This window comes from Thermostichus sp. MS-CIW-23 (assembly GCF_054059455.1).
The window spans coordinates 45,527-71,356 of the sequence record NZ_JBSSCC010000011.1 but is presented as its reverse complement, the minus strand read 5'-3'; the positions used below and the strand labels follow the sequence as shown (position 1 = coordinate 71,356).

The following is a 25,830-nucleotide window of genomic DNA, read 5'->3' as shown; positions in this document are numbered from 1 at the left end:
TGCAGAGAACTGCTGCAACGGCTGTCTGGCAAGGAGAGACGCTTTCAAGCGTGGGTCAATCATCGCATCTCCAAAGCTATTGTCTCTAGGGCAAAGGTCACAAACAGCGCTATTGCTCTGGAAGACTTGACAGGGATACGGGAGCGTATCAACCAACAACCCCGCAGCAAAGCCGAGCGGCGCAGGGCCAACAGTTGGGCGTTCTACCAGCTGAGGCAGTTTCTGGAATACAAGGCTCTGCGTGCAGGGGTTGCTTTGACTCTGGTGCCGCCTGCCTACACGTCGCAGACCTGCCACCGGTGTTTGCACATCCATCCCAACCCTGCGCAATCCTATCGCAGTGGTAAGTCGTTCAAGTGTGGGCACTGTGGATGGGAAGGGGATGCGGACTGGAATGGGGCCAACATGATTGCCAAGCTTGGGGCTGTCGTAAACCAGCCTAGAGGCCCGTGGTTGGCTTGCCAACTGCAGGGCTACCGAAAGCCCGCCCTGTACTGCGAAGCAGTCAGGGCCGGGTAGTTTACTCGAGAGCGGCTTACCCACACCACATCAGGAGCCACATCGTCATCTTCGGCAAAAATCACTCCGGGAGCAGTGTTGGCCAATCTCAGGCCCGTTTTCTCACTCTATTCGCCTTTCAAATTTCTTCTAAGATGCGAAACTGCACATGGTTAATGGCCAGCTCCCCAATTGAGGCTTGGTCGGTGTTGATCGTCTCGAAAGGGATCCCTTTGGCGATCTCGGCATGGGTCCAGGGCAAGCCCATGAAGTAGCGCTGCGAATAGGGGCGCTCCCCCCGATCGTCGGGGTTCGACTCCATCGGCACCCAACCCCAGCCGGGCAGATAAAACTCAATCCACACGTGGTTGTACTGGGGAAACAGCGGGATCCCTTTCAGTTCTGGATGGGGAGGACATTTGTAGCGCCCCACCGTGCGGCAAGGGATCCCATTGAGGCGGGCCAAAGCCAACAGCACCCCCACATATTCACCACAAGAACCGGAGCCACGCCGCAAAACCTCATCCGGCGGATCGATGCGAGAGGTGACCCGGTAGGAGAGCTTGTCGTAAACATAGGCCCGGATATTGAGCATTTTGCGCAGCAAGTTGGTCTCGCTGCCAACGGCCAGCCGCGCTGCCTCTCGGACAATCGAGGTGTCCATGGCCAGGTAGTCATCGTCCACCAAGTAGCGATCCCGCAGCTCCCTGGGCAAAACGGCAGCCTCTACATCCAGTGGATCGATGCAGTACTTGATACTGTAGAGATCCAGCACCGCCCGCCAGCCAAACAAGCGCACCTCATGGGCCCCCAGGGATCCCAGCGAAAACACCGCCACCTGTTGGCCAGATTGCTCTTCCACTTCAAACGGCAGACCTACCCAGTGCAGGCTGCGCACCCGTTGGCGAAGGCTGTTGCAGGGCAAGGCAATTCGCCAGACCAAATCGGGCAGGAAGCGCGGCTCTTCTTGGGCAATTTCTTCCACATAGGTCAGCTCCACCCGATAGCCGTGGGAGAGGGTGTAGGTGGCGCGTTCCCCCAGACACTGGGGCTGAAAAATTACCGGACAGGCAATGGGGGAATCCTCGGCCTCGGTTCCACTGCCGCCAGAGGGGTCGGGGGAGCTAGGGGGATCCAAAGGCCGCAGGCGTAGGGGGGCCACCCAGGTTTTATCGCGCAGGGCCACCGACAAGGGATCTGGAGCGTTGGGGTTGTCGTGGATGTAGGCTTCTTCGTGGGCATAGGCCACCCAGAGTTGCCCCCGCCAATGGGCCAAGCCTGTCGGCCCAGGAGAAGGGGTGAGGATACGGGCCAGTTCTCGCCCGGTCTGGCGCTCCAGCACGTAGATCGTCTCTTCCACCCGATCGCTCACCCAGAGGTAGTCTCCCTGCACCGCAATCTGTTCTCGGCCAACCCCAGGGGCAGGCATCTCCTGCACAATAAGGCCACGGCTGGGATCCAGTTGCAGGATTTTTTCCCGTCGGTAGCAGGTGGCATAGAGGTAGCGGTTTCCCGTGTGGGGATCGCTCCAGAGGGCGATCCCTTCGATAGGGTAGGGGCACCTACACACTGGAAAGGCTTCCAGGGATCCCGGTTGCTGCAGAGCGGACATGGGAATGCGCAAGATTTGCCCCTCTTGCTCCCGACTGAGCCAAATCCACGCTTGATCCCCTTCTGGCTCTACCCACAAACCGTAAGCACCTTGGAAAGAGTGGACATGATGGGGATTGAGCAGCAGGGTGTTGTGCTCTTGAATTTCCACCAAATAGCCCCTCACCCGATCCAAGCCCAACAGGCGATCTCCCCAGGTGGCCAAACCTTCCAAAGCAACCAGCCCCAGAGGTTGCAGAGGGGCCACAGTTCCCTGTTGCCGCCCAGATGGAGGCCACCAAGCAGGCTGGGATCCTCTTGCCGTGGAACCTAGATTTTTCAGAGCACCCAGATCATTTGCCGGATGGATGGCAACCATGAAGGCTTCCCTGCTTGTGGAGAAGTTGGCGCGCTAGCGCGATCCGCACCAGATCAGTACGACTGTCCAACATTTTATGATGCGCCTCTTTTCAACCCCACACCCAAGGCTTCTCGACCGATGTATCCCTGCTAGTCTTGCCAGGACTGGAGAATGTTACGATGATGGCGGCTTTTTGGCCAGCAAGATAGAGCAGCGGTGGGGAGTGGTAGGGGATGGAGTTGGCCTTGGCAATTGGCGGCCTGGTGGCAGGGATCCTAGCCGGGGTTCTGGGCATTGGCGGTGGAACGATCCTGGTGCCCTTACAGGTCAGCTTGGGGATCCCACCGGTTCAAGCTGCAGCCACCAGCAACCTTTCCATCGTTATGACCTCGATTGCGGGCAGCATCCAAAACTGGCGGATGGGCATGCTGGATCTGAAACGGGTGATCCTGCTGGGGATCCCAGCGTTGCTTACGGCTCAAGTAGGAGCAATTATCGCCAGTCGCCTTCCCAGCTATCTGCTGTTGGCAGCGTTTGGAGTGTTGCTGCTGGCCAACACTTACCTGGTGCAACTCAACAAAAAGGTGGTTATCCAGGCCCAAGAATTGGGGGCTGACGTCAGCGGTGCCGAGCACCTCAGTGGGACGGAGTCCTCAGGGCAGATGTCTCCCTGGTTAGCCCGCGCCCTGACCGGCGGCACTGCCGGTTTGTTGGCCGGGCTGTTTGGCATCGGCGGTGGGGTGATCCTGGTGCCAATGCAGATCCTGCTGCTGAAAGAGACAATCAAAGTGGCGATTCAGACCAGTCTGGGGGCCATTGTGATCACAGCAGTTGCTGCCACTGCCAGCCATGCGGGCCTCAGCGATTGGATCTGGAATGGCCTGGGGTTCGGGGACGGCACCATCCACCAGAATGTGCTCTGGATCCCAGGTTTAATCTTGGGCACAGGGGGGTTAATCGGTGTACAGATTAGCACACGCACCCTGCCCAAATTGCCCGATGAAACCGTCAGTCTGTTGTTTCGGGGCTTCCTGGCCATTCTTTCTCTTTACATTTTTTGGCAAGCCTGGCAAGGTTATCGAGCTCTGTGAAGTGATCCTGGTCTGCCCCAGTGCTCGGGACAGCAGTCCTGGTTCCAAGCTACGGTCATTTGGATTTAAACTGGGACACTGAACTCAAACCCAAAATGTTGCATGCACTGATCCAGAAGGCTTTTCAAGGACTCCGTCCCGCTGGCGCGATCAGCAGCCCAGGCGTCTCACCCTAACCTGAAATGACTCTATCGGGTGTCGCTCCCAGCTTTCGGGCCTGATGACTCAGATGGATTCAACGGTTTGAAAGACTTGGCTACGCTGGACGCGCTTTCCCCTCAGAGGGCAGGGCTTTTGCTACTTGGGATAGATCCCCTTGTTTGCAGAGGTCATGCACAGGGTAGCTGCCGAAGAGCTTCAAGGTTTCAGCAATTGATTCCAGCGCCGCAACCACCTCGGCATCCAAATAGGGTTGGCCGATAGGGTTCTCCAAATCGACAAAAAAGACATACGTCCCTGCCGATTTTTTGGTGGGGCGCGACTCAATGCGAGACATATTCAGGCCTCGCTCCGCAAACACTTGCAGAGGTTTCAGCAGCGCTCCCGGCACGTTGTGGGGGAGGCTGAAGGCTAAGGAAGTATGGGATCCCCCCGGAGAAGCAGGATCGGCAGAGGTTTCACCCTGTTGACCGGAACGCGAGAGCGGCGCACGGCCAATAACCCAAAAGCGAGTGCAATTGTCGGGGTGATCGTTGATCGGGCAGGCCAAGACCGGCAGTTGGTAGAGGGTGGCAGCTCGTTCTGAGGCGATGACGGCGGCGCTGGGCTGCTCCTGCAGGCGATCCAATTCTTCGGTGGTCGAGCGGGTTGGGATCAAAGTGGCCTGGGGCAGATGGGATCTCAGCCAAGCCTGACATTGGGCCAAAGCTTGCGGGTGGGAGTAGACCTGCTCAATTTGCTCCAACCGCGAGGCACGTCCGATGAGGGCATGGCGAATGGGCAGGATCAGCGCCTGCCGGATCCCTAGCCCCTCCAGTTGCCAGAGGGCATCCAAGGTCATCGAAACCCCGCCCTCTACGGAGTTTTCCACCGGCACCACCGCCCATTGTTGCTGGCCGGCAGCTACCGCCTCTAGACAGGCGCTGATCGTTGGATAAGGCACTAAGGGGTGGGATCCCTGGCTGTGCAGGTGAGGCTGCTCAGGGCAGGCCAGCAAAGCTGCCAACTCTGTGTAGGTTCCAGCAGGGCCAAGAAAGGCCACCGGCGAAGGGGAAACGTTCGCGCCAGCGGAGCGCAGCTCCATCAGAGCCATTTCTTCAATTGTCGCTAGGGGCCAGCTCTAACTCTATCGCCTCGACGTCGCGCAGCAGCAAAGGACATTCAGGCTCCGGGCAACGGGGATTGGCCGCCACCTTGTCCATGGCCTTCACCACCTCCAACCGGATCAGCCTCTGCAACTCCTGATCCGCTTGAATGGCTTCCAAAGTGTGGAGAGAGCCGTGAAAACTGGTGGCGTAGCGAGGTTTGAGGTTGTTCAAGGCCAGGGCGGCAGCATCGTTACAGAATTTCTCACAGAAGCAGTAGCGCTGCTGACTCTCCATCAGCAGGATTTCATTGACCATCTCCAGAACAGCCCGTTCCATTTGATTTTCCAGGCTCTTCAGAGGCTTATGTTGCTCCGCCATCGCTACCTCCCAATGGGAACCGAATCCGCCGCCAAGTCACTGTTTTCAGTGATCAGGAGTGCCCTCGATTACCTTCGATGCTGCTCTACTCTCTGTTGACACGTCAAGTCAAGCCCTCTGCTGCCGACGCGAACAGCCTCTGGCCTGCTCCTATCCGTGCTTGAGGCAATCCAATCTGTCGTGTCAGGCATCATCAAAACCCAGAGAATTAACCAACACTCTCGGCAGACGGGCAGAAAGCCCACACAGCAACTCATAGGAAATAGTACCCAACTGATCGGCCCAATCCTGCACAGATAAACCCGCATTTGCCAGATTGGGGCCCAGCAGCTCCACCACATCCCCCACCTGGATATCCGGCCTCTCGGTTACATCCCACATACATTGATCCATCGTGATTGTGCCCACCTGTTGGATCAAGCCGCCGCGCACCCATCCTCGCAGCCAGCCGGAAAGCCGCCGTGGGATCCCATCCGCATAGCCGATGGCCAGAGTGGCAATGCGACTGGGGCGAGAGGTGATGTAGCGATGTCCATAGCTCACTCCGGTCTGGGCAGGCACAGTTTGGATGTGGGTCAGCCGCGCCTTGAGTCGCAGAATCGGCTGCAGACCCGGCAGTTGCAAGTGAGGGGCAGGCGACAAGCCATAGAGGACCAACCCCAAACGCACACGGGAGTAGTGGAGATGGGTTAAAGCACCGGCTGAGTTATCCAGATGCAGCGCCGGCAAGGGATCCCCGGCTTGGCGGATCTGTTCCACCACCTGGGCAAAGCGGGCGTGCTGCTGTTCCATGACTGGAGAATGGGGCTCGTCCGCCGTCGCCAAATGGGAAAACAAGCTACAGCCTTCCAGCTCCGGGATCCGACAAATCTGCCCCCACACGGCTGCAGCTTTCTTCCAGGGGATCCCCAAACGGGTCATACCCGTATCCACATTGACATGCACCGGGACGGGGCGCCCGGCCCAACGGGCTACCTGGCGCATCAGCGGGATTTGGTCTGTGCAGGTGAGGCTGACCTCCAGCCGGGCTGCCATGGCCTGCTGTAGCTCCGCCCAAGTATTCAAAGCTCCCAACACCAGAACCGGAGCCTGCAGCCCCGTTTGCCGCAACTCGATCCCTTCGGCCAGGGTGGCCACACATAGCCCCTTGGCCCCAGCCGCAACAGCCACGGGAGCCACCAACTGCGCCCCATGCCCGTAGGCATTGGCCTTCACCACCGCCCAGATCTCGACGTTTGAGCCTAGGCGCCTCTGCAACAGCCGCAGGTTTTCTCGCAGCTGGGCTGCGTCAATTTCCACCCAAGCCCGACTGGTCAACAGCTCCAGGTCGATGGCCCAATCCAGCTCCGCCAAGGAATTGGCCTTCTGGGATCCCTCTCTCCAAGTATTGCCCTGCACTCCCAGAGCAGCTGCTCTCAAAGTGCCCTGCGCCGCCGGCGCGACCGGTTCTCGATTCACCGTTCACCCCCCACACCCAAAACCCGTCCTGATTAGATTTAGGTTTAGCGCAAAGTCCACTCCGGCGCCATCCACAGCAGCGGCACGTCTGGGATCCCAACAGCCTCGTTGCTCTCCAACAGCCGGCTCAGCCAAGCGGCTTGCCTTTGCGAGGACAGTCCTTGGCTTAACAGGCGTCGCAGTACTCGTTGGAAGCCCTCTCCCTCACCCGCCGGCGACAAAGAGGGATCCCCGGTCATGCGCCGCAGATCCTCCACCGCCTCCGTGTAGCCCCCCAAAGCATCCACCAAGCCCACCTCCACAGCTTGCGCCCCGGTGAAGATGCGTCCATCGGCCAATTGTCGCACCCGGTCTTCATCCAAGCTCTGCCGTCGCGCGATCATCTCCGCCTCCAGCACCTCATCTGCCTTTTCTGGCAAGTGCTGGCGTCCTTGGGCCACATCGCGAATGAACTGCTCGAGGGTATCCTCCACCAAGTTTTGCAGAAGGCGCTGCTCTTGAGGAGTGGCACTGCGGAAAGGAGAGAGAAGGTCTTTGTACTCGCCGGTTTTGAAGGTCTGCGGCTCTATGCCGTAGTTCTCCAGCAACTTACCAAAGCTGAGGCCGCTGATGATAACCCCTATGCTGCCGGTTAGGGTGCCAGGGTTGGCATAGATTTTGTCGGCAGCGCTGGCCACGTAGTACCCCCCACTGGCAGCAATGTTTTCTAGGATAGCGATCACCGGCTTGCCTGCTCCGTGTAGAGCGGTTACGGCGCGGTAGAGTTCCTGGCTGGATCCCACAGCTCCGCCGGGACTGTTGATGCGCAGCAATACAGCCTTGACAGAGGGATCCCGTGCTGCCTCCCGCAACTGTTCCACAGGAGAAGTGGGCAGGCCTACCAAAGTCGAACCCCCTGGGCCGCCTATCGTTCCTTCCAGGGTGACCACCTCGATGCGCTCCGCCCCCCGTGCAGCCTCTAGGCCAACCCCGCCTCGGGTAGGCTCTGGGGCAGGGCGCGTGCCCCCGACAATGGCCGCAATAAGGCAGACGACCAGCAAAGAAGCCGCCAAAATGCGGTTAAGCTGAGTTTCTTGTGTCACAGGCCCCTCAATTGCCACTGACTCCGTTCTACCACCCCGCGGGCTTCTCGCAACGTCTGACACCAAAAGGCTGAGAACCAAGCAAACTCCTCATCTCGGTTGAGCCATCCAAGCTATTGACAAGGATCCTCCACTTATTTACGATCAGGTTCCAGCGTTTTTTACCGCTGAGGCATCTTCTGCAGGTTGCCAGTGTAAGCTGGAGTAGAGGGTAGGATCCTTGAGCGGGATTCTCGCTCGAAGCCAAGTGATTGGGGCTTTAGCTCAGTTGGTAGAGCACTTCAATGGCATTGAAGGGGTCAGCGGTTCAAGTCCGCTAAGCTCCATCCCCAGAGGGCCGATAGCAGTCGTGGCTTCTATTACCATCTATTTCTACTGCTTGCGCTAGCGGGCCGGAGGCCTTATCAGGAAGCAAGCGGTTGTTTGTTTCACCTTGACGGTGAGATAAGTGACTATGCGTTGCGAAACGGTTCAGCAACATCTCCCCAAGCCCAGACAGTCCTATCCAGCAAGGCTTCTGGGCTTCTTAAGTGTCCACAAAGGCTCGGCAAAATCTACCCCCAACTCCTCTCCTGTAAGGCGGCCTTCCCTCACCTCCGGCTTCTCTCCCCCTGGGAGAAGGGAGTTAGGGATCGACGCAGCAAGCCGTTTCATTGCTGTTTGAAATAATGAAAGTATTCTGCTTGGGAGCAAACCTTAGGCAGCAAGGGATCCTCCGCTGTTTTCACCCTTTCCACGGAGAGGATCCTGACCTATCTCAAGGGCTTCCACCAGGCGATTTCCCAACTCACGCTTGCCCCTCTCCCTGACGGCGGATTAAGAAGCGGATTTCCTGAAGGAGAACCTCAAAGCGTTGATCCGACTCGGCCTGCCGCTGCCGCAATTCCCGCACTTCCTGCCGCAATTCCAGGACAACCTCAGCGAGACGCCCCGAAAGAGTCTGCAAGGCAAGCTGAGCATCGGTAACCTTGGCAACTGTATCAGCCACCTTGGTCACAGCTTCGGCCAACTGGACAAATCGCGTCTCAATCTCCTCATTGGTCATGGCCGGGTGTGTCTTGCTTGGCTAATGATTAGCTCATTCTACCCTGCACGGTATGGAGTGTCACTCTCTGAGAATGGGCCGCAATTTTGAGGAAAAACCGGCTGGCCAACGGGGGTTATCAACCCAGGGATCCCCCATTCGCGCAAGTCAGCTGGCCAGCGCTATGAGGGTGGTGTAAATCCCTTGGAGGGACGCAGTGGCCTGGCTCCAGAGGATGTGGGTTAACGACCACCTATCCAGACCCATGGCCCCGCACAACAGCAGCAGATACAGGTTGGCAAACGTGAAGAGCGAGGCCGCCCGATCTCGGTCGCAGGGATCCTGCAGCAACTGCACCGCCTTCCAAACCAAGAGGGATCCCAGCAGCGCCGCCGCGCTCAGATAAAAGGATCCCAGCATCCCTAAGGGGTAAACCAGCAACAGGCTGACCGGAACCATCAGCAGCGCGTAGAGCAAAATCTGTGCGGCAGTGATCCTTTCGCCCGCGACCACCGGCAGCATCGGCACCCCGGCACGGGCATAGTCTTCCCGCTTCAGAATGGCCAAAGCCCAGAAGTGGGGTGGAGTCCACAAAAAGATGATGGCGAACATCACCCACGCGGCCCAGCTGAGCTCGCCTGTGGTTGCTGCCCAGCCCACCAAAGGTGGGATCGCTCCTGCCGCTCCACCGATGACAATATTTTGCGTGCTGGAACGCTTCAGCCAGTGGGTATAGACCCCCACGTACACCAGGATCCCCGACATGGCCAAACCGGCAGCCAGCAGGTTGGTGAAGATAGCCAACAGCCCAAAAGCAGTCAAAGCCAGGATCCCCGAAAAAATCAGAGCATCCCGCGCCCGGATTCGACCGGAAGGCAGGGGACGATGGCGGGTTCGCTCCATCATCCGATCGATATCGGTGTCATACACCATGTTGATGACGTTGGCTGCCGCCGCCGCCATTCCTCCCCCCAAAAGGGTGATGAAAAACCTGAACGGGTCGGTGTTGCCTGCCATCCACATGGCCCCAGCCGTCGTCATCAGCAAGAGGGCGATGATCTTGGGCTTCACCAACTGGCTGTAGCTGCGCAAAACCTGGACAAGCGCCTGGCGCTCGCACCCCAGAGCACATGGGCTCTGCTCAGAGGGGATCCCCCCCATCGGGTTCTGGTAGGAAGCCTGACGGTCGACTAAAACGCTATCTTGCATGAAATTCACTCACCGGTCATTTCTGCGGTTACGGCCATCCACCGGCCTTCTTCCCCTCGGCTTCGCATTCGCCAGGCCAGCACCGTAAAACCCAGCAGACAGGCCAGCAAAGCTGCCCCTATCATCTGATGGGCCACCGTTAGGGGTTCTACCTGCAGCCGGTAATGATAGGTCAAAACACCGATCCCCACCTGGGCCAACAGCAGGCCAACAGACCCATGGCCCAAGAACTTGAGAAGGCGGGGGATCCGCTTGCGCCGCAGCCCGGTGGCCACCGCTACCGCCAACACCCCAAGGGTGGCCGGAGCAACCCCCAGCAAGTGGCTATTCATCACCCAGCACAGCTCGCCGGCAGCAAAGCATTGATGCAAAGCCCATTGGGAGGCCACCAAGGCGCCCAGAAGGCTCTGGACATACACCAGCAGCACCGCCCCCAAGCCCAGCCAAGGCAAGTAGCCGACGGAAAATGGCCCTTCACCCAGTCGCAGCGGCAGGATGGAGTCCTCGGAACCGGATCCTGTCAAGATCAGTAATCCCAGAGTAAGCAGAGTGGCAAAGAACAGCAGGCCCGTGCCCAAGTGGGCTGTCACAATGTCAAAGCGCAGCAGCTCCGTGACCGTCAGCCCGCCCAGGATCCCTTGCATCAAGACCAGAACAAAAGCCCAGCTCAAACCCCAGGGCAGCCAAGTGGGCAATGCCTGACGCTTCAGCCAAGCAAACCCCATCAGAACCAGCGTAGCCAAGCCTACCCCAGAAGCCACCATGCGGTGAAACCATTCCAAAAAGACTTGTAGGTTCATCTGCTGGCTGGGCACAATTGCCCCGTAGCAAAGGGGCCAATCTGGACAGGACAGCCCAGCATTCATGACGCGGGTGGCACTGCCTAACCCCATCAGCAGCCAAGTGGCCAATGCTAACCCCAGTAGGGCTTGTCCCATACGCAGGGAAAGCTTGTCTGAGAGCACAGGATTCCGCTGGGAAGAAGGTTGGGATTGATGAAAGATCGAAGAATCCATTGCAGTTGAAGGCATAGCAAAGACTGGGCTGACGGCTCGAGCATCTGCACTGAAAAAGAGGCTGGGCTGAAAAAGCCTAGCCGGCTTGGTATCGGGCCATCTGGAAACAAAGACGCAGGTTACTCGCTGACTATTCCTCGAAGCCGATCCTAAATGCGGTTTTGTGGCTGGCGAAGGCTTTTTAAGAATTTCTTTCTCGGCGCACAGGTGTTCCGAATCCTAGGCACCTCTGGGAAGTCAAGCCAGCAGACCAATCCTTTTCCCCCTGGGAGAGGGGTCGCGGCAGCGGCGCGAAGCGTTTGGGCGGCAGCGGGAGTGTCTCAATCTCGTTTGGAATGACTACAATGCCTGAGCGCCAGAGGAAACCGATCAGCCAACTCCTCAACGACCAAAGAGGTTAGCTGCCAAAGTCCTTCCCACTGGCTCTGGTCGTGAAGATGAGGTAGCCGGGGGGTCATCAGCCCCAATAGGCTCAGGGGATAAGGGATCCTTATCATCGCCGCTGCAAGGGGCTATGGTGTTCAACCCAAGAAGATTGAAAAAAGGCTATCCCTGGGCAGAAGCTGGCCAGGAAATCGGTCTGTGGGTCTGTAGCCACTAGCGGATGTACTGGGCCAAAGCCCGCGAAGAATAGCCCACCCGCAACTTGCGCAGGGCATCCCGCTCGATCTGACGAATCCGTTCCCGCGTTAGGTTGAAGTGATCCCCCACCTCCCGCAGGGTTCTCGCCTGTTGCCCGTCTAACCCATAGCGCAACTCCAGCACTTGCCTCTCAATCGGCTTCAGGGTTTGCATGGCAGAACGCACATCCTGCTGCATCGATTGCACGAGGATCCCTTGAAAGGGCTGCTCTTGCCGCTCATCTTGCAGCAAATCTCCAAGGCGGCTTTCTCCTTCCTGGCCGACCGGCACATCCAGCGACAGGGGCAAAGCAGCAGCCTGCTGGATCATGCGCAGTTTCTTGACTTTAATGCCCAGGGCTTCTGCCAGCTCCACTTCGGTGGGCCGCCGACCCTGTAGCTTCATCAGCTCGCGGTTGGTGCGCTTGAGCAGGCGCACTTTGTCGACCATGTGTACCGGCAGGCGAATCGTCCGTGCTTGATTGGCAATGCAACGGGTAATGCCTTGGCGAATCCACCAATGGGCGTAGGTGCTGAAGCGAAACCCCCGCTCCGCATTGAATTTTTCGGTGGCCCGAATTAACCCGATATTGCCCTCTTGGATCAGATCCAAAAAGGGCACCCCCCGATTGAGGTATTTTTTGGCAACACTGACCACCAGGCGCAGGTTGGCGTTGACCAGCTTGCGCTGAGCTTGCTCCCCTTGTCGGATGCGGGAGCGTAGGGTGGATACGGAAATCTGCAGGGCCTCGGCCAGAGCCTCATCGCTGGGATCCTCCCCCCGCTGTTGCCGCCATTCCTGCCGGGCTTGATCGATGAGGAGCTTTTGCTGAATTTTGCGCGACAACTCGATTTCCTCAGCGTGATCGATGCGGGGCACGCGACCGATGGTATTCAGGTAGTGATCGACAGCGTCTTCATTCAACCGGGATCCGCCGGCCCCTGGCTCTGAGTCAACTTCTGCGAGGTCGTCTTGAGGGGCAGACTCGGGGTCGAACCAGAGATCGTCGAACTCCTGAGGCGAAGAGACAGAGTGTTCAGGATGAGGACGAGAAAAAACCACGGCCAGGTGAGGAGAGAACTTCATCTCCCAGTCTAAAAAGGTTTCTGCTGCTGCTGCGAGCGAAAATCGATCATGCCCCTCTTTTTTGTCCGGAGATTTTTCCGCTTGGATGCGGGAACAGCAGGGATCCCATCCGCCAAGTCTTTGCAGGCAAGGGGTTGCCCGGCAAAAAGCGGTAAGCGATTTTCGATCTAGACCTTGAGGTAAGATTGTTCCTGAGCCAGTCAGCTCAACGGCTGCCGGGTGGGATCCCAGGAAAAGGGAACCTTGCCAGCTCAGGCTACCATGTGAGGATCCCTCAACTTCCTCAGTCTGGAAAAGAATATTTACGGCTTTCTGCTCCTATGGAGTCTAACGACCGGCACCATCCATCGGCCAACTTGATTGGGGAGCGGGTGCGCTGGGTACGGGAGAAGCTGCAACTCACCCAAGATCAACTGGCGGGTCGCTTGGCCAAGTACGGTGTGCAGTTGGACTACGTCAAGATTGGCCAGGTGGAAAAGGGAAAACGGCGCGTCATTGACAAAGAACTGGTGGCCTTTGCCAAGGCGTTGGGGGTATCGGTCACTTGGCTGCTGAGCGGAGATGAATCCCACCTGTAGCGGCCTGCGGGAAAGTACATCCGATACAGGGATCCCGAACAAAAGGACGTGAAGATACTTAAATACCTTGTACTCTCGGACGTGATCTCAGTCATTTTCCGTGTAAACACGGTAGGCTGGACTCATGAATAGATTGGCTTGAGGCCAAACCCCAGCTTTTCCTTGACCATCCGCGGGGGTAGGAGAGGCAGAGAGATACAGCGCCGCGCCGGAAGTACGGGTTTTTCCAAGAAGGATCTGGATCACAGGCTTCTTCACCTAAACTTGATATTGTTGACTTGGCGTTAAGCTCCCGCCGTTTATCTGTTTGTGTGAGGTTTGCCGATGCTCTCTTTCTTCTTCAATTCCAACAAGGCCAACAGCCGACAAACCGGAGGCCACCGTCTGCCTGCTGCGAGCAAAACCACAGGCACGCAACGGATCCCCAACTACAGCCGCCTGTCCGCTCCCCATGAAGTGCTCAAGCAGGAAAGGCAGATCAAGCGGGAGCAAGAGTTTACCGAAATGGAGCAAAACATCAATCGCATTCGCTACTTCTACCAAAAAGCAGACATGCCCCTGGAGATGCGACAAATTCTGACCTACCGTAAGCTGATGGAGCTGGACTACTTTACCCCGCAGGCGGCAAAAGAGCTGCTCAAGCAATGGCAGCAGCAGGAAGAGCAAGAACGCCGTCGGGCTTGAGAAAAGGACTACCTCCAGCAGAGTTTGGGCAGCCGAACCCTGGCAAGTGGGCTTGTTGAGCCAAGAGTTCCCGGTCTCCAGGTGGGGGAGCTTCTACGGGTAAAGGCCGCGATCCTGTAGGGCTTGGGCCACTCGGCCTACCCCTAGGGTGTAGGCAGCCAGTCGCAGCGACACTTGCCGCCGTTCTGCCTCCTGCACCACCCGTTCAAAGGCACGTACCATCAGACCTTCCATTTCTTGATTGACCCGCTCCTCATCCCAGAAGATGTAAGAGAGTCCCTGCACCCACTCCAGATAGCTCACCACTACCCCACCGGCATTGGTCAGAATATCCGGCAATACCTGGATCCCTCGCGATTCCAAAATCCGGTCGGCGGCGAGAGTGGTTGGCCCGTTGGCAGCTTCTGCCACGATCCGGGCTTGAATTTGGTGGGCATTGGCTTCGGTAATTTGGTTCTCTAGAGCAGCAGGAATCAACACATCCGCTTTTTGCACCAGCAGGTCGGCATTGCTAATGGGCTCAGCCTGTGGAAAGCCCGCCATGCGGCCTCCCTGTTCCTTCATGTAAGCTTTGAGGGCGGGGATATCCAGTCCTTTGGGGTTATAAAGGCCCCCAGAACTGCCGGAAACCGCCACAATTTTGGCTCCTGCCTGATGCAGCAAGCTGGCCGCTGCTCCACCCACATTGCCAAAACCTTGGATTAACACCGTTGCCCCTGCCAGGGATCCACCATGTCGGGCCAAGGCTTCCCGTACCGTGATCATCACCCCCCGTCCGGTGGCCAGTTCTCGCCCTCGGGATCCCCCAATCGAGAGAGGTTTGCCCGTCACCACTCCCGGCACCGCATGCCCAACATTCATGGAATAGGTATCCATCACCCAGGCCATCTCGCGGGCGGAAGTTCCCATGTCTGGAGCGGGAATGTCCTCTGCAGGGCCGATATCCTTGATCAGCTCGCTGGTATAACGGCGGGTAATGCGCTCCAGCTCCGAGACCGAATAACGCCTCGGATCGATAGGGATCCCCCCTTTGGCCCCACCGTAGGGAATGCCCATAAGGGCGCATTTCCAGGTCATGAGCATCGCCAAGGCCGAGACCTCTTCAAGGGTGACCGCTGGGTGGTAGCGGATCCCCCCTTTGTAGGGGCCGAGAACGTTGCAATGCTGCACCCGATGGCCGGCCAGCACTTGGATGTGTCCGTTATCCAGCCGCACGGGGATCGCCACCGTCACCACTTTGCGGGGGGTGCTGAGGATCGCCACCCAGCCGGGATCCAGTTTCAGCTCGCGAGCTGCCCAATCCAGGTAGCTACAAGCCTGGGCAAAGGGACAGATGTGGGCGGGAGAGGGAGGGGCAGAAGAGGCCAGCGCAGGACTTGCAGCCATGGTGGAGAAGAAGAAAGGGCTGTTTCCACGCTATACCGCCGGGAACCGGAGAGGAACGTTCCGTAGCAAGCGTTACAAATAATTGAGGATCTGCAGCAGAACAAAACAGAGGCCGGCACTGGCCAGGGGCACGGTCAGGTTATCCAACCCCCACCAAGAGAACACCTCCAGTCCCATAGCCATCCCTCCCACCAAAAGGCTCACTCCGAGCAAAGGGAGAGAGAAGCCAAAGTACCCCAGCAGCAGAGCTGCGATCACCAAGCTGCTCACCGCCCACATGGTCAGGGATCCCTCCCAGCTTTTTTGAATGGATCCCAGTTGGTAGGGGTGTTGGCCCCAAGTTTTGCCCACCAACCCTGCCAAGGCGTCGGCCCACGTCATCACCAATATGCCGATCACCGCGAAGACCTGTCGCTGGGGACGCCAAAACCAAAACAGCAGCAGGCCAATGCTGACGGCGTAGAAACAGGTGCCAAAGCTGCGGCGACCGACTCCATTCAAGCTGGGCAAGATGGCCACCCGGTAGGAGAGCAGCGCCAAGCCGGCAAACACCAGAGAGAATCCCACCCCTAGCCAGCGAGGCACTTGCAAAGCCCAAGCCAACAAAATGATATTGCCCACACCAATGTGAATGGCCTTGCGCACCCATTCCCCGTCCACCTGCCGGGAGCGCAGCCATTCCGCAAAAGCAAATACGGCGGCCAGCCAGAGAGCATAGCAAGCAAGCTGCTGGGCCAGGCCCATGAAACGGCCTCAGAGGGTTTTCAAGTAGCTGAGCAGATCTGCCATCTCCTGGGGATCCGGCTGGAACTGGGGCATGGGAGGCGTTTTGCCACCGGTCACCTGCTGAATAATAAACCGATCCGAGCGGCGGCTGCTCACCCCCCGCAGACTGGGCCCTACCCGGCCATCCGCTTCTTCTCCGTGGCAGGCTGCACAGTTGAGGGCAAACAAGGATGCACCATGGCTAACCTGCCCCTGTAAGCTGAGGACGGCTTCGGTATAGGGATCCAGACGAGCCTCAGCACTTAGCCAAGCCCAGGTCAATATCGCCAGCCCTAGGCTGAGGAGGGCAAGACCCAGCCGAGTTTTTTGAGACCAGACACTTGTAAAGAACTGCTGCAAGGATTTGAGGAAGGGTTGTAAACGCTGTTGGGATGAAGGCTGAAGTCGCTTTTGCTCAAAGCCGACGCAACTGCCAGTTGATGACTGGCTGCTGCGGGATTGAGTGGTCTCTGAGAGGGAGGGAGACACAGACAACGCTGAGAGAAACCGTTTCAATCTTTTACATTTCAACCAACACGATAACTCAGGAGCCTTTCCCTGCCAATAATCTGTAAAGGTATTTACTTTTTCTTAATGGTTGGCTGGGCCACGTGAGACTTTGATCCCTCTGAGGGGGAACGGTTGGGAAAGAGCCGCCCCATCACCTCCGCTTGAGCCCAGGGATCCCGGTTGAGGCTGTGGATGGCATTGGCCCATGGAAAGTGCGCCCGCAGGCGGCGGTAGAGAGATAAATTACCATAAATGACGACCGCTGCCACCCGCTCCCGATGCTGTTGCAGCCAATCCAGCACATAGTTGGGCAAGGGATCCCGAAGGAAACCTTGGAAGATGAATCCTGGGGCGTTGTTTAGGGCAGCTTCCAGCCAAGGTAGGGGGGTAAGAGCATCGCTGAGCACAGGAAGCATGCCTAAGGCAGCCGGAACATGCAGGGCGGGAGACTGCAACTGCACATCGGCAGCACCCAAGGGGGGATCCTGCCAGATCCAGTTCAACCATCCGGGCTCTGCGGGCGGGCTGAGGGGCCGGCCTCCTTCCACGCCACCACGGGCCATAGCCGCTTGACAGGGGGCAATATCCTTCTCGGCCAAGAGGGATCCCATCTGTGCGGCTCTGTGCAGAGCAGAGGTCAGGTGGGAGCGCCTGTTGAACAACTTTCCCAACGCCGTTCGCGTCCGCGGAACGGAGTCCTTGTCCTTGGAGATGGGATCCCCCAACAGCAAAGGCTTCAGTTGCTCGGCGGGAGAGCCACGGTTGAGGGCCGGATCCGTGGGATCCTTGGCTCCCATCCATCCGCCAAGGGCGCTGAAGTCGGTTTCTGCCAGGGCCGGCCACACCTGTTGGAGGAGAGCTGAGGCGGCGGGTAGGAGTCGCTGTTTGGCCCGCAGCACCCGCGTCACCGACTGGGCAAGCTGGTCTGTGCTGAGGGATCCCTGTTGCACCGCTTCCAAAACGGCTGCCAAGGATGCCATCGGATCGGGGGGGGCCAAAATTAGGTCGGCACCGGCCTGGAAAGCCCGCACGGCCAATGAGTTGGGCCCGTTAGCATTGGCCAGCTCTGCCAAGCAGCCTTGATCGAGGCTGTCCACAACAATAAGCCCGCCAAACCCCCATTCCTGGCGCAACAGTTGGGTTAGCCGCCCCGGCAGCAGGGTGACAGGCCAGCGCTCATCCCACTCCGGCAGCACCACGTGGGAAACCAAGATCGCCCCCACCTGCTCCACCAAACCTCGAAAAGGCAGCCAAGGTCCCTCTTGGAGCTGGGCTAGGGTCAGGGTTAATCGGGGGCACCAGGGGGTGTCTGTTGTCTTTGGGGATGGCTTCAGTCCGGCCTGAACCGGATCCCTCCAGCCTTTGCCCGGAAAAGAGCTGGCTGTGGTTAGGATCCCGCCTGTGCTGCCCGGGGTGGCTTGCTCACATCCGCGCACAAAAGCTCGCGCCAGTTGCAAAGCAGACAGGGGATCCTCCGCCAGCGCCCCTTCCCCCAGCGGCTCTGCCACCGGGCTGAGCAACCAATTGATGCCGATGGCCGCCGCCTCCCGCGCCGTGATCCGCCCCCACTGCTCGGCCCAGCGCTCGGCTTCCGCCCCCAGGCGGCTCAACCCTAGAGGATGGGGGAAAGGGGTCGCCCCCTGCAGGGCCAGCCCCCGCCCGACCTCGGCTGCCACCAAAAGGGGCAGAGCCGCCCAAGACTGGGCCTCCTCGATCAGCAGCAGGGCCTCGGCCACGTGGCCATCCGTGAGCCAGATGCCCCCGATCCCCACCTCCTGGATAAGCCGTTTGAGGATCTCTCGGGGAGGAGACTGGGATCCCAGACGGGCCGAGACCGGCACCACCAACAGTTGCGCCACCTGCCGAGCTAGGGACAAGGGTCGGTCAAGTTCCTCGAGCGGAGATCCGGAAACACTCATAGGCACAGCCGAAAGTTCGTCAGCAAGGGGAACTGCTCCCTTTGCAGAAACGCAGATCATGATAGCCACTCCTGCCGGTTGCGGCTCGCAGCGGGCTGTTGAGGGCTAACGAGAAAGCCGACAACGGTCACAGGTGCCACAGGGCAGGCCGGGCTGCTCCCCAGGGTAGCCAAAATAGGGCAAGATCGCCTGCCACCGACAGCCGCGGGCGTGGATGAGGGCTTCCATCCCTTGCCAGGGATCCTCTCGTCTTAAAGGCTGCCAACGGCGGTGCAACACCTGAAAGTGAAAGGGATCCGGCCAGTGCAGGCAGCCCATCTCCTGCAATAGACCCAGGGCCACCCGTACCTCTCCAGGCGGCAGGTCGGCGTAGGATCCCTGCTGAGGCAAGGTTTGCAGCAGGTGGCGTGCTCGGGCCTGAAGGCGCTCCTGCTGGGAATAAAAATAGGCCTGGCGCCGGCGATCGCTGGGATCCAGCATGCCCGTCGGCTCCGAGACCAGCATCAGGGCCCGACAAGGGCCACCATCCCGACCACCTCGTCCCACCTCTTGTAAATAATCCATCAAGCTGGGCGGGGGATGAAAATGCAGCACCCAACGCACATCCGGCTTGTTGATCCCCATGCCAAAGGCGTTGGTGCAGACCAGAAAGCGCAGTTCCCCCTGCAGCCAGGATCGTTCTAGCCGGCGGCGGGATCGCGCTTCCAGCCCCCCGTGATAGGTGGCGGTTTTCAAGTTCTGTCGGCCCAGCCACTCGGCCAGCTCTTCCCCATCCCGTCGGGTGCGCACATAGACCAGACCCGACCCGGGATTCTCGCCCAGGAATCGCAGCAGACGACGACGGCGATCCGCCGGGCTCCAGGCTATCGCCACATTGAGGGAGAGGTTGGCCTGCAGGGGATCGGCGCAAATGTGCTCCGGATCCCGCAGCTCTAGGATTTGGCTGAGGCGGCTGCAGGTTTGGGGGTCAGCCGTGGCGGTAAAAGCGGCGATGGGAAAAGAGGACTTCACCGGGGCCAGAGCCGGGCGCAGCAATCCCAGACGGCGGTAGTCGGGCCGGAAGGATCCCCCCCAATGCACCAACGTGTGGGCCTCATCCACGATCAGGCCGTTGATTTGCACCTGAGGCTGTTGCAGCCGTTGCCAAACGGGGGGGCTGAATAGAGTCTCCGGCCCCAAATAGAGCAGGCGCAGTCGGTTTTCCTCAAGGGCCTTCAACACCCGCTTGCGCAGGGCTGGATCCAGTTCGCTGTGGAGACAGGCCGCCGGCAGCTTGCGTTTCCAGAGATCCTGAACTTGGTCTTCCATGAGGGCGATTAGGGGCGAGACCACCAGCATCACCCCCCTTTGCAGCAGAGCTGCTAGCTGAAAGCACAGGGATTTGCCAAACCCCGTCGGCAACACCACCAGCGCGTCGCGCTTGTCCAGCAGAGCGCGGATCACCTGATCCTGCGGTGGGCGCAGCCTCTCGTAACCCCAGTGTTGCTTGAGGGCGCGCTGAATCTGCTGCCAATCTTGCAAACGGCAACCCCCTTTTCAACAATTTCCTTCAGCAATCTACAGCGATTTCGGGAGAAGCTGTCTTATAGGCTATTTCAAATCCCGCTGAACCTGCTAGCTCCCCTCTCCCAAGGGGTGAGGGCGCAGAGGATCGGCCCCACCGGCTTGCCTGTAGGGGATCCCTGTCACACCTATCCCCGTGTCCAGGGGGCTGGGATCAGGATCCCCGGCAGAGAAGGGATTCTCACCTGCTGCATGGGTGAAGGTGTCGATGGCGGCGGGCTTGTGCGATCCTAGAGCTGGGACTTCCCGCCTGCTTCGATACTTTTCCCATGACTGCCCTCGACTCCTCGCGCCTGCTCCAGCCCAGAACGGCCTCTGTTCACCGTCGCACGGGGGAAACGGATGTGCAAATTCACCTGAACTTGGATGGCAGCGGTCAGCACCAGATCGACACCGGGATCCCCTTTTTGGATCACATGCTGGCCCAGCTCAGCACCCACGGGTTGATCGATTTGCAGATCAAGGCCATAGGGGATCTGCACATCGACGATCACCACACCAACGAAGATGTGGGCATCACGCTGGGACAGGCTCTGGCGCAGGCTTTGCAGGATCGGCGGGGCATTCATCGCTTCGGCCATTTTTGGGCGCCTTTGGATGAAGCCCTGGTGCAGGTGGTGCTGGATTTTTCGGGTCGCCCTCACCTCAGCTATGGCCTGGAGCTGCCCACAGAGCGCATTGGCCGCTACGAAACCCAGTTGGTGCGGGAGTTTTATCAGGCGGTGGTCAACCACGCCCAGCTCACTTTGCACATTCGCCAAGCTGCCGGCCTCAATGCCCACCACATTGTCGAGGCCAGTTTTAAGGCGTTTGCCCGCGCCCTGCGCATGGCTGTGGAACGGGATCCGCGCCGCCAAGAAGGGATCCCTAGTTCGAAGGGAGTACTCTAGGCATGAACTGGCCACGGAGACTGTTGGCCTTGGCTCTGGGATTGGGGACAGTTTTCTTCGGTCTGGGCCAGATGGGGGGTGCAGAGCGCTTGGGGGTGTTTCTGCCGCCTTTGTTTGATTGAGTTCTCCTTGCCCGTGGAGGATCTGGCCCAGTTTGCTCACAATGGCACGGTGAGCCGGCAGTTGGATTTTTATCTGCGGCGGCTTACGCCAGAGCAGCAGGCAGCTTTGGCAGATTTGCTCACACGCGATTTTGATCCCAGCACCTCTGCGCACTACTTTGATTCGAGACCTGAGGCCAGAACAGATCCAACTGGCCTCGTTCGCGACGGAGGTGAGGAACACTTTCCCGTGAGAAGTGTCTTGAGCTGAGGAGCTGAGAAGAGGGCTGGCTGCTATCTTTGTCGGATGGCCCTCCTTGGTCTTGTTGAATCTCTGCCCATGCTGCTGTTGCTGACCAATCTGAGCGCCGTTTTGCTGTTTTTGCTCTGCCCCTAGTGGGTGCTGAGGCGGGAGTTCGGCGGCACAGGGGTGCTGGCAGGAACCTTTGGCCTCATCGACCCGCAGCAGTTGGGGATCCCGGAGACTTTGGCGGTGGGTTGGATCCCAGGGTTGAGCTGGGCCTGGGTGCTGTTGGCGCTGTTGTCATGTCTGGCTCTGGGGATCAAGGAGCGGCAAGTGCGGGCCCGCTGGCTGTACAGCTTGGGAGTGGTCGGTCTGGTTCTATTTGGGCTGGGCTTGCTCTGGTTTTATGGGGCAGTGGGGGCGGTGAACAGGGTGGCCCTGGCGGAGGGGATCCCGCCAACTCGGTTGCCGTTGCGGCGGTTCAGCCCTTCTTTGGCTGGCTATGCCAGCTTTGCCTATGCCCTGCTGCTGTTGCTGCTGGGGCGGCTGCAGTTGCCGGGAGGAAAAGCTTTTTTGGTGCGGCAGCGGCAGATCATCGTACCCCTGAGTGCCTTGGGGGCGGCGGTGGCAGCAGGGGCGGTGGTGGTGGGGTTGCTGCGGCCCGGCTTAGGCTCCTCGCCCGATTCGCCTTTTTTTGTAAAGCTGAGCACCAAAGTGGACTTGATCACCTACACCTTTTCATTGCTGCAGGCGGCCTGTTGCCCGGCTATTTCACGGATCCCTTGCAGGCAGCCCAGGTGGAAATGGACTGCGATGAACGCTCAACTTGAGTACCTCTGAGCGGAGATCTCGTTTGCGCTGGCGCTGCGGAGCACTATGGCAACTCTGTTTTGGGCTTTGATCCCGGCTACCCTGCGCTCCACTACCCCTCTGTTGCTCACGGCCTTGGGGGGCATGTACTCCGAACGCAGCGGCGTGGTCAATATTGCCCTGGAGGGGATCATCTTGTTTTGTTTGGGGCTTTGGCGGCGGCGGTAACCACCCAACGCCTGGAAGCTTCCCTTCTGGCCCAGACTCCAGCAGCTCAGGTGGGTTGGATCCCTTGGGTGGGTTTGTTGGCCGGCGCCTTAGGGGGGGTGGCCATTGCCTTTGTGCATGCGCTGATGTGCATCCGCTACAGAGCCGATCAAATTGTCAGCGGCACTGCCATCAACCTGTTGGCCATGAGCGTGCCTTCGCTGGTGCTGCAATCGTTCTACGGCAACACCACCAACTCTCAAGAAATTGTCAATCGGCTGCCGCTGTGGCATGGGTTTAGCCCCTTGGTGTATCTGGCCTTTCTGTTGGTGCCAATCTCCTGGTGGTTGCTGTTCAAAACACCCTGGGGCTTGCGGCTGCGAGCGGTGGGAGAGCATCCTCAGGCTGCTGCCACCATGGGGGTGGATGTCCTGGGTATGCGCTACGCGGCGGTGCTGCTCTCCGGCCTGTTGGGGGGCCTGGCGGGGGCCTACCTTTCCATTGGCTTTTTGAACCAGTTTGTCCGCAACATGTCAGCAGGAAAGGGCCTTATCGCCTTGGCAGCGATGATCTTTGGCAAGTGGCACCCCTTCGGGATCCTGGGCGCGACGCTGTTGTTTGGGGCCACCGACGCCCTGGCCATTCAACTGCAAGGGGGAGATGTGATGCCACCCGTGTTGATCCAGGCGTTGCCCTTTGTGTTGACGATGGGGGTTCTATCGGGAATGCAGGGCCGCGCCCGCCGCACTCGTCCGCCGGCTGCCTTGGGCAAAATCTACAGCAACTGAGAAAGAGCCCAGAATTAAGATCCAAGTTGCGGGCTTGGGCAGCAGTTAGTCAGGTGATCGGGGTCGATTGCACATCCCTGGTGGGTGCGCTAGTTCTGGACGCGATTCTCAGTGTGGGCCTGTTGGCTCCCGCCTCAGCAGTCCAGATGGGGCAAAGTCTAGCCGGTAGGGATCCCCATTTGGGTTTATTCTGGACTTAGCCATCTTTCCAGAGTTGCACCTCAGCTTATGCGGGATCCAGAGTCGAAAACGGTTTCACCCCATCGGGATTCCGGCGGTGGCCAACCCTGGAGGCTCTTGTTCCCAGCAGTCGGTAAATCAATCTATGTTAGGGGGGGATGAAAACCATGGACATTGATCTCCGTCCGCTGATCGTTCTGTCGCCCATTGTTTTGGTGGTTGCCTGGGCTGCCTACAACATCATCAAGGCTGCCATCAAGGGAGAAGCCAAGCTCTTCGGCGAAAAAGGCAACAACCCCTTCGGCAGAGGGGGGAGCTGAACGTGCGGATCCGGTCACAGCTGGCAGGCTCAGTATGCTAGGCGAAGCAACCCAGGCAGCGGTAACCCCTTCCGAGGGAGCCCGCTCAACATCCGCCGATGTGATTGTCATCGGGGCGGGAGTGGGCGGTTTGGTGTGTGCAAGGCAACTGCTGCGGGCGGGGCTGCGGGTTCTGGTGCTGGAAAAATCGGCGGGCTTGGGCGGGCGCATGGCCACCCGTCGAGTTGAGCACGCTGGGCAAACGGTGCCAGTGGATCATGGGGCTCAATACCTGACCGCCGATTCGGATGGCTTTTATCGCTGGGTGAAGGAGCTGCTGGGCCTGGGGCTGCTGACGGAATGGACGCGCTCGCTGCATGTGCTGGATCGAGAAGGGCTGCGCCCAGAGGATCCCAACGACGAGAAACCACGCTACGCTTGCCCCCAGGGCATGACAATGCTGGCCAAACACTTGGCTGCCCCGCTGTCGGTACACACCCAAACTCGTGTGGTCAGCCTCAAACCTTTGGCAACAAGCTGGCAATTGAGGGCGGAGAACGGCCAATGCTACGAGGCTGCTGCCCTGGTGGCGACAATTCCGGCCCCCCAGTTGCTGCCCCTGCTCCGGGAAGGGATCCCTTCGGCTGAAAACCTGTTGCCTCTGCTGGAATCCGCCCAGTATCAACCCTGCCTTGCGGTTTTGGCGGGCTACTCTGAGCATACGCCGCCCTGGAAGGGGATCAAGTGCTTGGAGGATCCGATGTTGGCCTGGCTGGGACTGGACAGCAGCAAGCGCCTGCAGCCGCTCCCGCCTGTGGTGGTCTTGCATGGGGGGGCGGAGTGGTCATCTCTGTACTTGGAGGCCGGCCCCTCTGAGCTGGAAAAGGCCGGTCGAGAATTGCTGGCCCACGCAGCCCAACGGCTGGATCCCTGGTTGGCTTCGCCACAATGGATGCAGGTGCACCGTTGGCGCTACGCTTTGCCTTTGGAAACCACGGGATTGGCCAGCTTAAGCACCCGTGTGCCGGTTTCCGCTGCTGAGGGATTGCCTTTGGTTTGTGCCGGCGATTGGTGCGCCGGAGGGCGCGTAGAGGGGGCTTGGCTCTCAGGGCAAGACGCTGCCAAAACCCTGCTTGGAATGCTTTCTGGGAAATGAGGGTATGCACAGGCCGACCCGGTCGGCAGGGCAAGTGCCTGACCTGGCGCAGGACAGAGATGACGGCAAGACCACTGGGAGGGCAGGCTGAGGGCCGCTGAGAATTTCCACCCTCTGGGCCGGGGAGTGTGTCAAGCTAAAGGGTGGATCCCCTGGCAGATGCTCTCCTCTCCACTCATGTCCAGAATCTGTACAATTTACCGTCGGGCGCAATTTGCCGCCAGCCACCGGTACTGGTTGCCCGAGCTCTCAGAAGCCGAGAACTTGGCCCGCTTTGGCCCCAATGCCCGTTTTCCCGGCCATGGCCACAACTATGTGCTGGAGGTGGGCATGAGTGGTGAGGTGGATGACTATGGGATGGTGCTCAACCTCTCGGATGTAAAGCAAGTGATCCGGCAGCGGGTGATTCAAGATCTCAACTTTGCTTATCTAAATCAAGCTTGGCCGGAGTTTGCCCAAACCTTGCCCACTACCGAGTTTATCGCTTACGTGATTTGGCAACGCCTGGCCGAGGCTCTGCCCCTGACCAGCGTCCGTCTGTACGAAGATCCTGAGCTTTGGGCCGAATACCGAGGAGAAGCCATGCAAGCCTACTTGACTGTTGCCACCCATTTCAGCGCCGCCCACCGCTTGGCTCTGGATCACCTGAGTTTTGAAGAAAACAGCGCCATCTACGGCCTCTGTGCCCGTCCCCACGGCCACGGCCACAACTACGGCCTGGAGATCACCGTCAAGGGATCCATCGACCCGCGCACGGGGATGATCGTGGACTTGGCGGCCCTGCAGCGGCTGATCGAGGAGCAGGTGGTGAAGCCGCTGGATCACACCTTTTTGAACAAAGACATTCCCTACTTTGCCCAGGTGGTGCCTACTGCCGAAAACATCGCCCTCTACATCCAGCGGCTGCTGACTCTGCCCCTGCGGGAGCTGGGGGTGCAGTTGCATCGGGTTCGCCTGCAGGAGAGTCCCAACAACAGCAGCGAGGTCTACGGGGAGTTTCCGCTGGAAGAGCTGCTCAACTCCTCAGAAGGACAAGATGTGGCTTCTTCCGCTTCTGGCAGCCGTATTGCCATGCAGGGCTGATGCGGC

Annotated in this window: 24 protein-coding genes, 1 tRNA gene and 1 pseudogene; 12 read left to right on the top strand and 14 right to left on the bottom strand. The window is 59.1% G+C overall.

Annotated elements, in window-relative coordinates; translation table 11 throughout:
- Positions 1 to 519: RNA-guided endonuclease TnpB family protein (locus tag ACVW0B_RS06015; RefSeq protein WP_457491206.1), on the top strand; the 519-nt coding region annotated here is incomplete at its 5' end.
- Between the two features lie 118 nt (positions 520 to 637).
- On the opposite strand, the gene ACVW0B_RS06010 is transcribed toward ACVW0B_RS06015, so the two are convergent.
- Positions 638 to 2,356 carry a transglutaminase domain-containing protein gene (locus tag ACVW0B_RS06010; protein ID WP_457491205.1) on the bottom strand — a complete coding sequence of 573 codons (1,719 nt, stop codon included), beginning with the start codon at positions 2,354 to 2,356 and terminating at the stop codon, positions 638 to 640.
- 326 nt (positions 2,357 to 2,682) lie between these two features.
- On the opposite strand from ACVW0B_RS06010, the gene ACVW0B_RS06005 reads away from it, so the two are divergent.
- On the top strand, positions 2,683 to 3,540 hold the full coding sequence (locus ACVW0B_RS06005; protein ID WP_457491204.1) for a sulfite exporter TauE/SafE family protein: 858 nt from the start codon (positions 2,683 to 2,685) through the stop codon (positions 3,538 to 3,540).
- 256 nt (positions 3,541 to 3,796) lie between these two features.
- Here ACVW0B_RS06005 and pheA read toward each other — a convergent pair whose 3' ends face one another.
- The 4 genes from pheA to sppA form a co-directional block, all read right to left on the bottom strand.
- Positions 3,797 to 4,783: a prephenate dehydratase gene (pheA, locus tag ACVW0B_RS06000; protein WP_414389260.1), complete on the bottom strand. Its 987-nt coding sequence runs from the start codon at positions 4,781 to 4,783 to the stop codon at positions 3,797 to 3,799.
- Positions 4,784 to 4,796: 13 nt separating this feature from the next.
- On the bottom strand, positions 4,797 to 5,165 hold the full coding sequence (locus ACVW0B_RS05995) for a late competence development ComFB family protein (protein WP_457491203.1): 369 nt from the start codon (positions 5,163 to 5,165) through the stop codon (positions 4,797 to 4,799).
- 183 nt (positions 5,166 to 5,348) lie between these two features.
- Positions 5,349 to 6,623 carry an alanine racemase gene (gene alr, locus ACVW0B_RS05990; protein ID WP_457491202.1) on the bottom strand — a complete coding sequence of 425 codons (1,275 nt, stop codon included), beginning with the start codon at positions 6,621 to 6,623 and terminating at the stop codon, positions 5,349 to 5,351.
- A gap of 44 nt (positions 6,624 to 6,667) precedes the next feature.
- On the bottom strand, positions 6,668 to 7,705 hold the full coding sequence (gene sppA, locus ACVW0B_RS05985) for a signal peptide peptidase SppA (protein WP_457444666.1): 1,038 nt from the start codon (positions 7,703 to 7,705) through the stop codon (positions 6,668 to 6,670).
- A 253-nt stretch (positions 7,706 to 7,958) separates the two neighbouring features.
- Here sppA and ACVW0B_RS05980 point away from each other — a divergent pair.
- Positions 7,959 to 8,031 (top strand) — tRNA-Ala (locus ACVW0B_RS05980).
- A 461-nt stretch (positions 8,032 to 8,492) separates the two neighbouring features.
- On the opposite strand, the gene ACVW0B_RS05975 is transcribed toward ACVW0B_RS05980, so the two are convergent.
- The 4 genes from ACVW0B_RS05975 to ACVW0B_RS05960 form a co-directional block, all read right to left on the bottom strand.
- A complete protein-coding gene (locus ACVW0B_RS05975; RefSeq protein ID WP_457444668.1) occupies positions 8,493 to 8,750 on the bottom strand; it encodes a hypothetical protein in 258 nt (85 codons plus the stop codon).
- 147 nt (positions 8,751 to 8,897) lie between these two features.
- Complete coding sequence (locus ACVW0B_RS05970; RefSeq protein ID WP_457491210.1) at positions 8,898 to 9,890, bottom strand: heme o synthase; 993 nt, start codon at positions 9,888 to 9,890, stop codon at positions 8,898 to 8,900.
- A gap of 53 nt (positions 9,891 to 9,943) precedes the next feature.
- On the bottom strand, positions 9,944 to 10,876 hold the full coding sequence (locus tag ACVW0B_RS05965; protein ID WP_457491201.1) for a COX15/CtaA family protein: 933 nt from the start codon (positions 10,874 to 10,876) through the stop codon (positions 9,944 to 9,946).
- Positions 10,877 to 11,551: 675 nt separating this feature from the next.
- A complete protein-coding gene (locus tag ACVW0B_RS05960; protein WP_457491200.1) occupies positions 11,552 to 12,661 on the bottom strand; it encodes an RpoD/SigA family RNA polymerase sigma factor in 1,110 nt (369 codons plus the stop codon).
- A 320-nt stretch (positions 12,662 to 12,981) separates the two neighbouring features.
- Here ACVW0B_RS05960 and ACVW0B_RS05955 point away from each other — a divergent pair, with 320 nt between their 5' ends.
- Together ACVW0B_RS05955 and ACVW0B_RS05950 are read left to right on the top strand one after the other, a co-directional pair.
- Positions 12,982 to 13,239 carry a helix-turn-helix domain-containing protein gene (locus ACVW0B_RS05955; protein ID WP_041436246.1) on the top strand — a complete coding sequence of 86 codons (258 nt, stop codon included), beginning with the start codon at positions 12,982 to 12,984 and terminating at the stop codon, positions 13,237 to 13,239.
- A 324-nt stretch (positions 13,240 to 13,563) separates the two neighbouring features.
- A complete protein-coding gene (locus ACVW0B_RS05950; RefSeq protein ID WP_414351532.1) occupies positions 13,564 to 13,923 on the top strand; it encodes a hypothetical protein in 360 nt (119 codons plus the stop codon).
- 93 nt (positions 13,924 to 14,016) lie between these two features.
- On the opposite strand, the gene ACVW0B_RS05945 is transcribed toward ACVW0B_RS05950, so the two are convergent.
- The 5 genes from ACVW0B_RS05945 to ACVW0B_RS05925 all read right to left on the bottom strand — a co-directional run bounded on the left by ACVW0B_RS05945 (position 14,017) and on the right by ACVW0B_RS05925 (position 20,024).
- On the bottom strand, positions 14,017 to 15,309 hold the full coding sequence (locus ACVW0B_RS05945) for a Glu/Leu/Phe/Val family dehydrogenase (protein ID WP_457491199.1): 1,293 nt from the start codon (positions 15,307 to 15,309) through the stop codon (positions 14,017 to 14,019).
- Positions 15,310 to 15,381: 72 nt separating this feature from the next.
- Positions 15,382 to 16,053 (bottom strand): diacylglycerol/polyprenol kinase family protein, encoded by a 672-nt coding sequence (locus ACVW0B_RS05940; RefSeq protein ID WP_414416234.1) that lies wholly within the window; start codon positions 16,051 to 16,053, stop codon positions 15,382 to 15,384.
- A gap of 9 nt (positions 16,054 to 16,062) precedes the next feature.
- Complete coding sequence (locus ACVW0B_RS05935; RefSeq protein WP_369791762.1) at positions 16,063 to 16,356, bottom strand: c-type cytochrome; 294 nt, start codon at positions 16,354 to 16,356, stop codon at positions 16,063 to 16,065.
- A gap of 299 nt (positions 16,357 to 16,655) precedes the next feature.
- Complete coding sequence (locus ACVW0B_RS05930) at positions 16,656 to 18,461, bottom strand: glycoside hydrolase family 3 N-terminal domain-containing protein (protein WP_457491198.1); 1,806 nt, start codon at positions 18,459 to 18,461, stop codon at positions 16,656 to 16,658.
- Between the two features lie 147 nt (positions 18,462 to 18,608).
- Positions 18,609 to 20,024 (bottom strand): RecQ family ATP-dependent DNA helicase, encoded by a 1,416-nt coding sequence (locus ACVW0B_RS05925; protein WP_457491197.1) that lies wholly within the window; start codon positions 20,022 to 20,024, stop codon positions 18,609 to 18,611.
- Between the two features lie 311 nt (positions 20,025 to 20,335).
- Here ACVW0B_RS05925 and hisB point away from each other — a divergent pair, with 311 nt between their 5' ends.
- From hisB to ACVW0B_RS05890, 7 genes and pseudogenes are all read left to right on the top strand, one after another.
- Positions 20,336 to 20,956, top strand: coding sequence for an imidazoleglycerol-phosphate dehydratase HisB (gene hisB, locus ACVW0B_RS05920; protein WP_457491196.1), 621 nt, complete (start codon positions 20,336 to 20,338; stop codon positions 20,954 to 20,956).
- Positions 20,957 to 21,091: 135 nt separating this feature from the next.
- Entirely contained in the window at positions 21,092 to 21,328 is a 237-nt protein-coding gene (locus ACVW0B_RS05915) for an alpha/beta hydrolase (protein WP_457491209.1), read from the top strand.
- 129 nt (positions 21,329 to 21,457) lie between these two features.
- On the top strand, positions 21,458 to 22,141 hold the full coding sequence (locus ACVW0B_RS05910) for a hypothetical protein (protein WP_457491195.1): 684 nt from the start codon (positions 21,458 to 21,460) through the stop codon (positions 22,139 to 22,141).
- A gap of 36 nt (positions 22,142 to 22,177) precedes the next feature.
- Positions 22,178 to 23,106 (top strand): annotated as a pseudogene (locus tag ACVW0B_RS05905) (ABC transporter permease).
- A gap of 347 nt (positions 23,107 to 23,453) precedes the next feature.
- Positions 23,454 to 23,606 carry a photosystem II protein Y gene (locus ACVW0B_RS05900; protein WP_457387433.1) on the top strand — a complete coding sequence of 51 codons (153 nt, stop codon included), beginning with the start codon at positions 23,454 to 23,456 and terminating at the stop codon, positions 23,604 to 23,606.
- 34 nt (positions 23,607 to 23,640) lie between these two features.
- Positions 23,641 to 24,741, top strand: coding sequence for an NAD(P)/FAD-dependent oxidoreductase (locus ACVW0B_RS05895; protein ID WP_457491194.1), 1,101 nt, complete (start codon positions 23,641 to 23,643; stop codon positions 24,739 to 24,741).
- A gap of 177 nt (positions 24,742 to 24,918) precedes the next feature.
- Positions 24,919 to 25,824 (top strand): 6-carboxytetrahydropterin synthase, encoded by a 906-nt coding sequence (locus tag ACVW0B_RS05890; RefSeq protein ID WP_457491208.1) that lies wholly within the window; start codon positions 24,919 to 24,921, stop codon positions 25,822 to 25,824.
- The last annotated feature ends 6 nt before the right edge of the window (positions 25,825 to 25,830 follow it).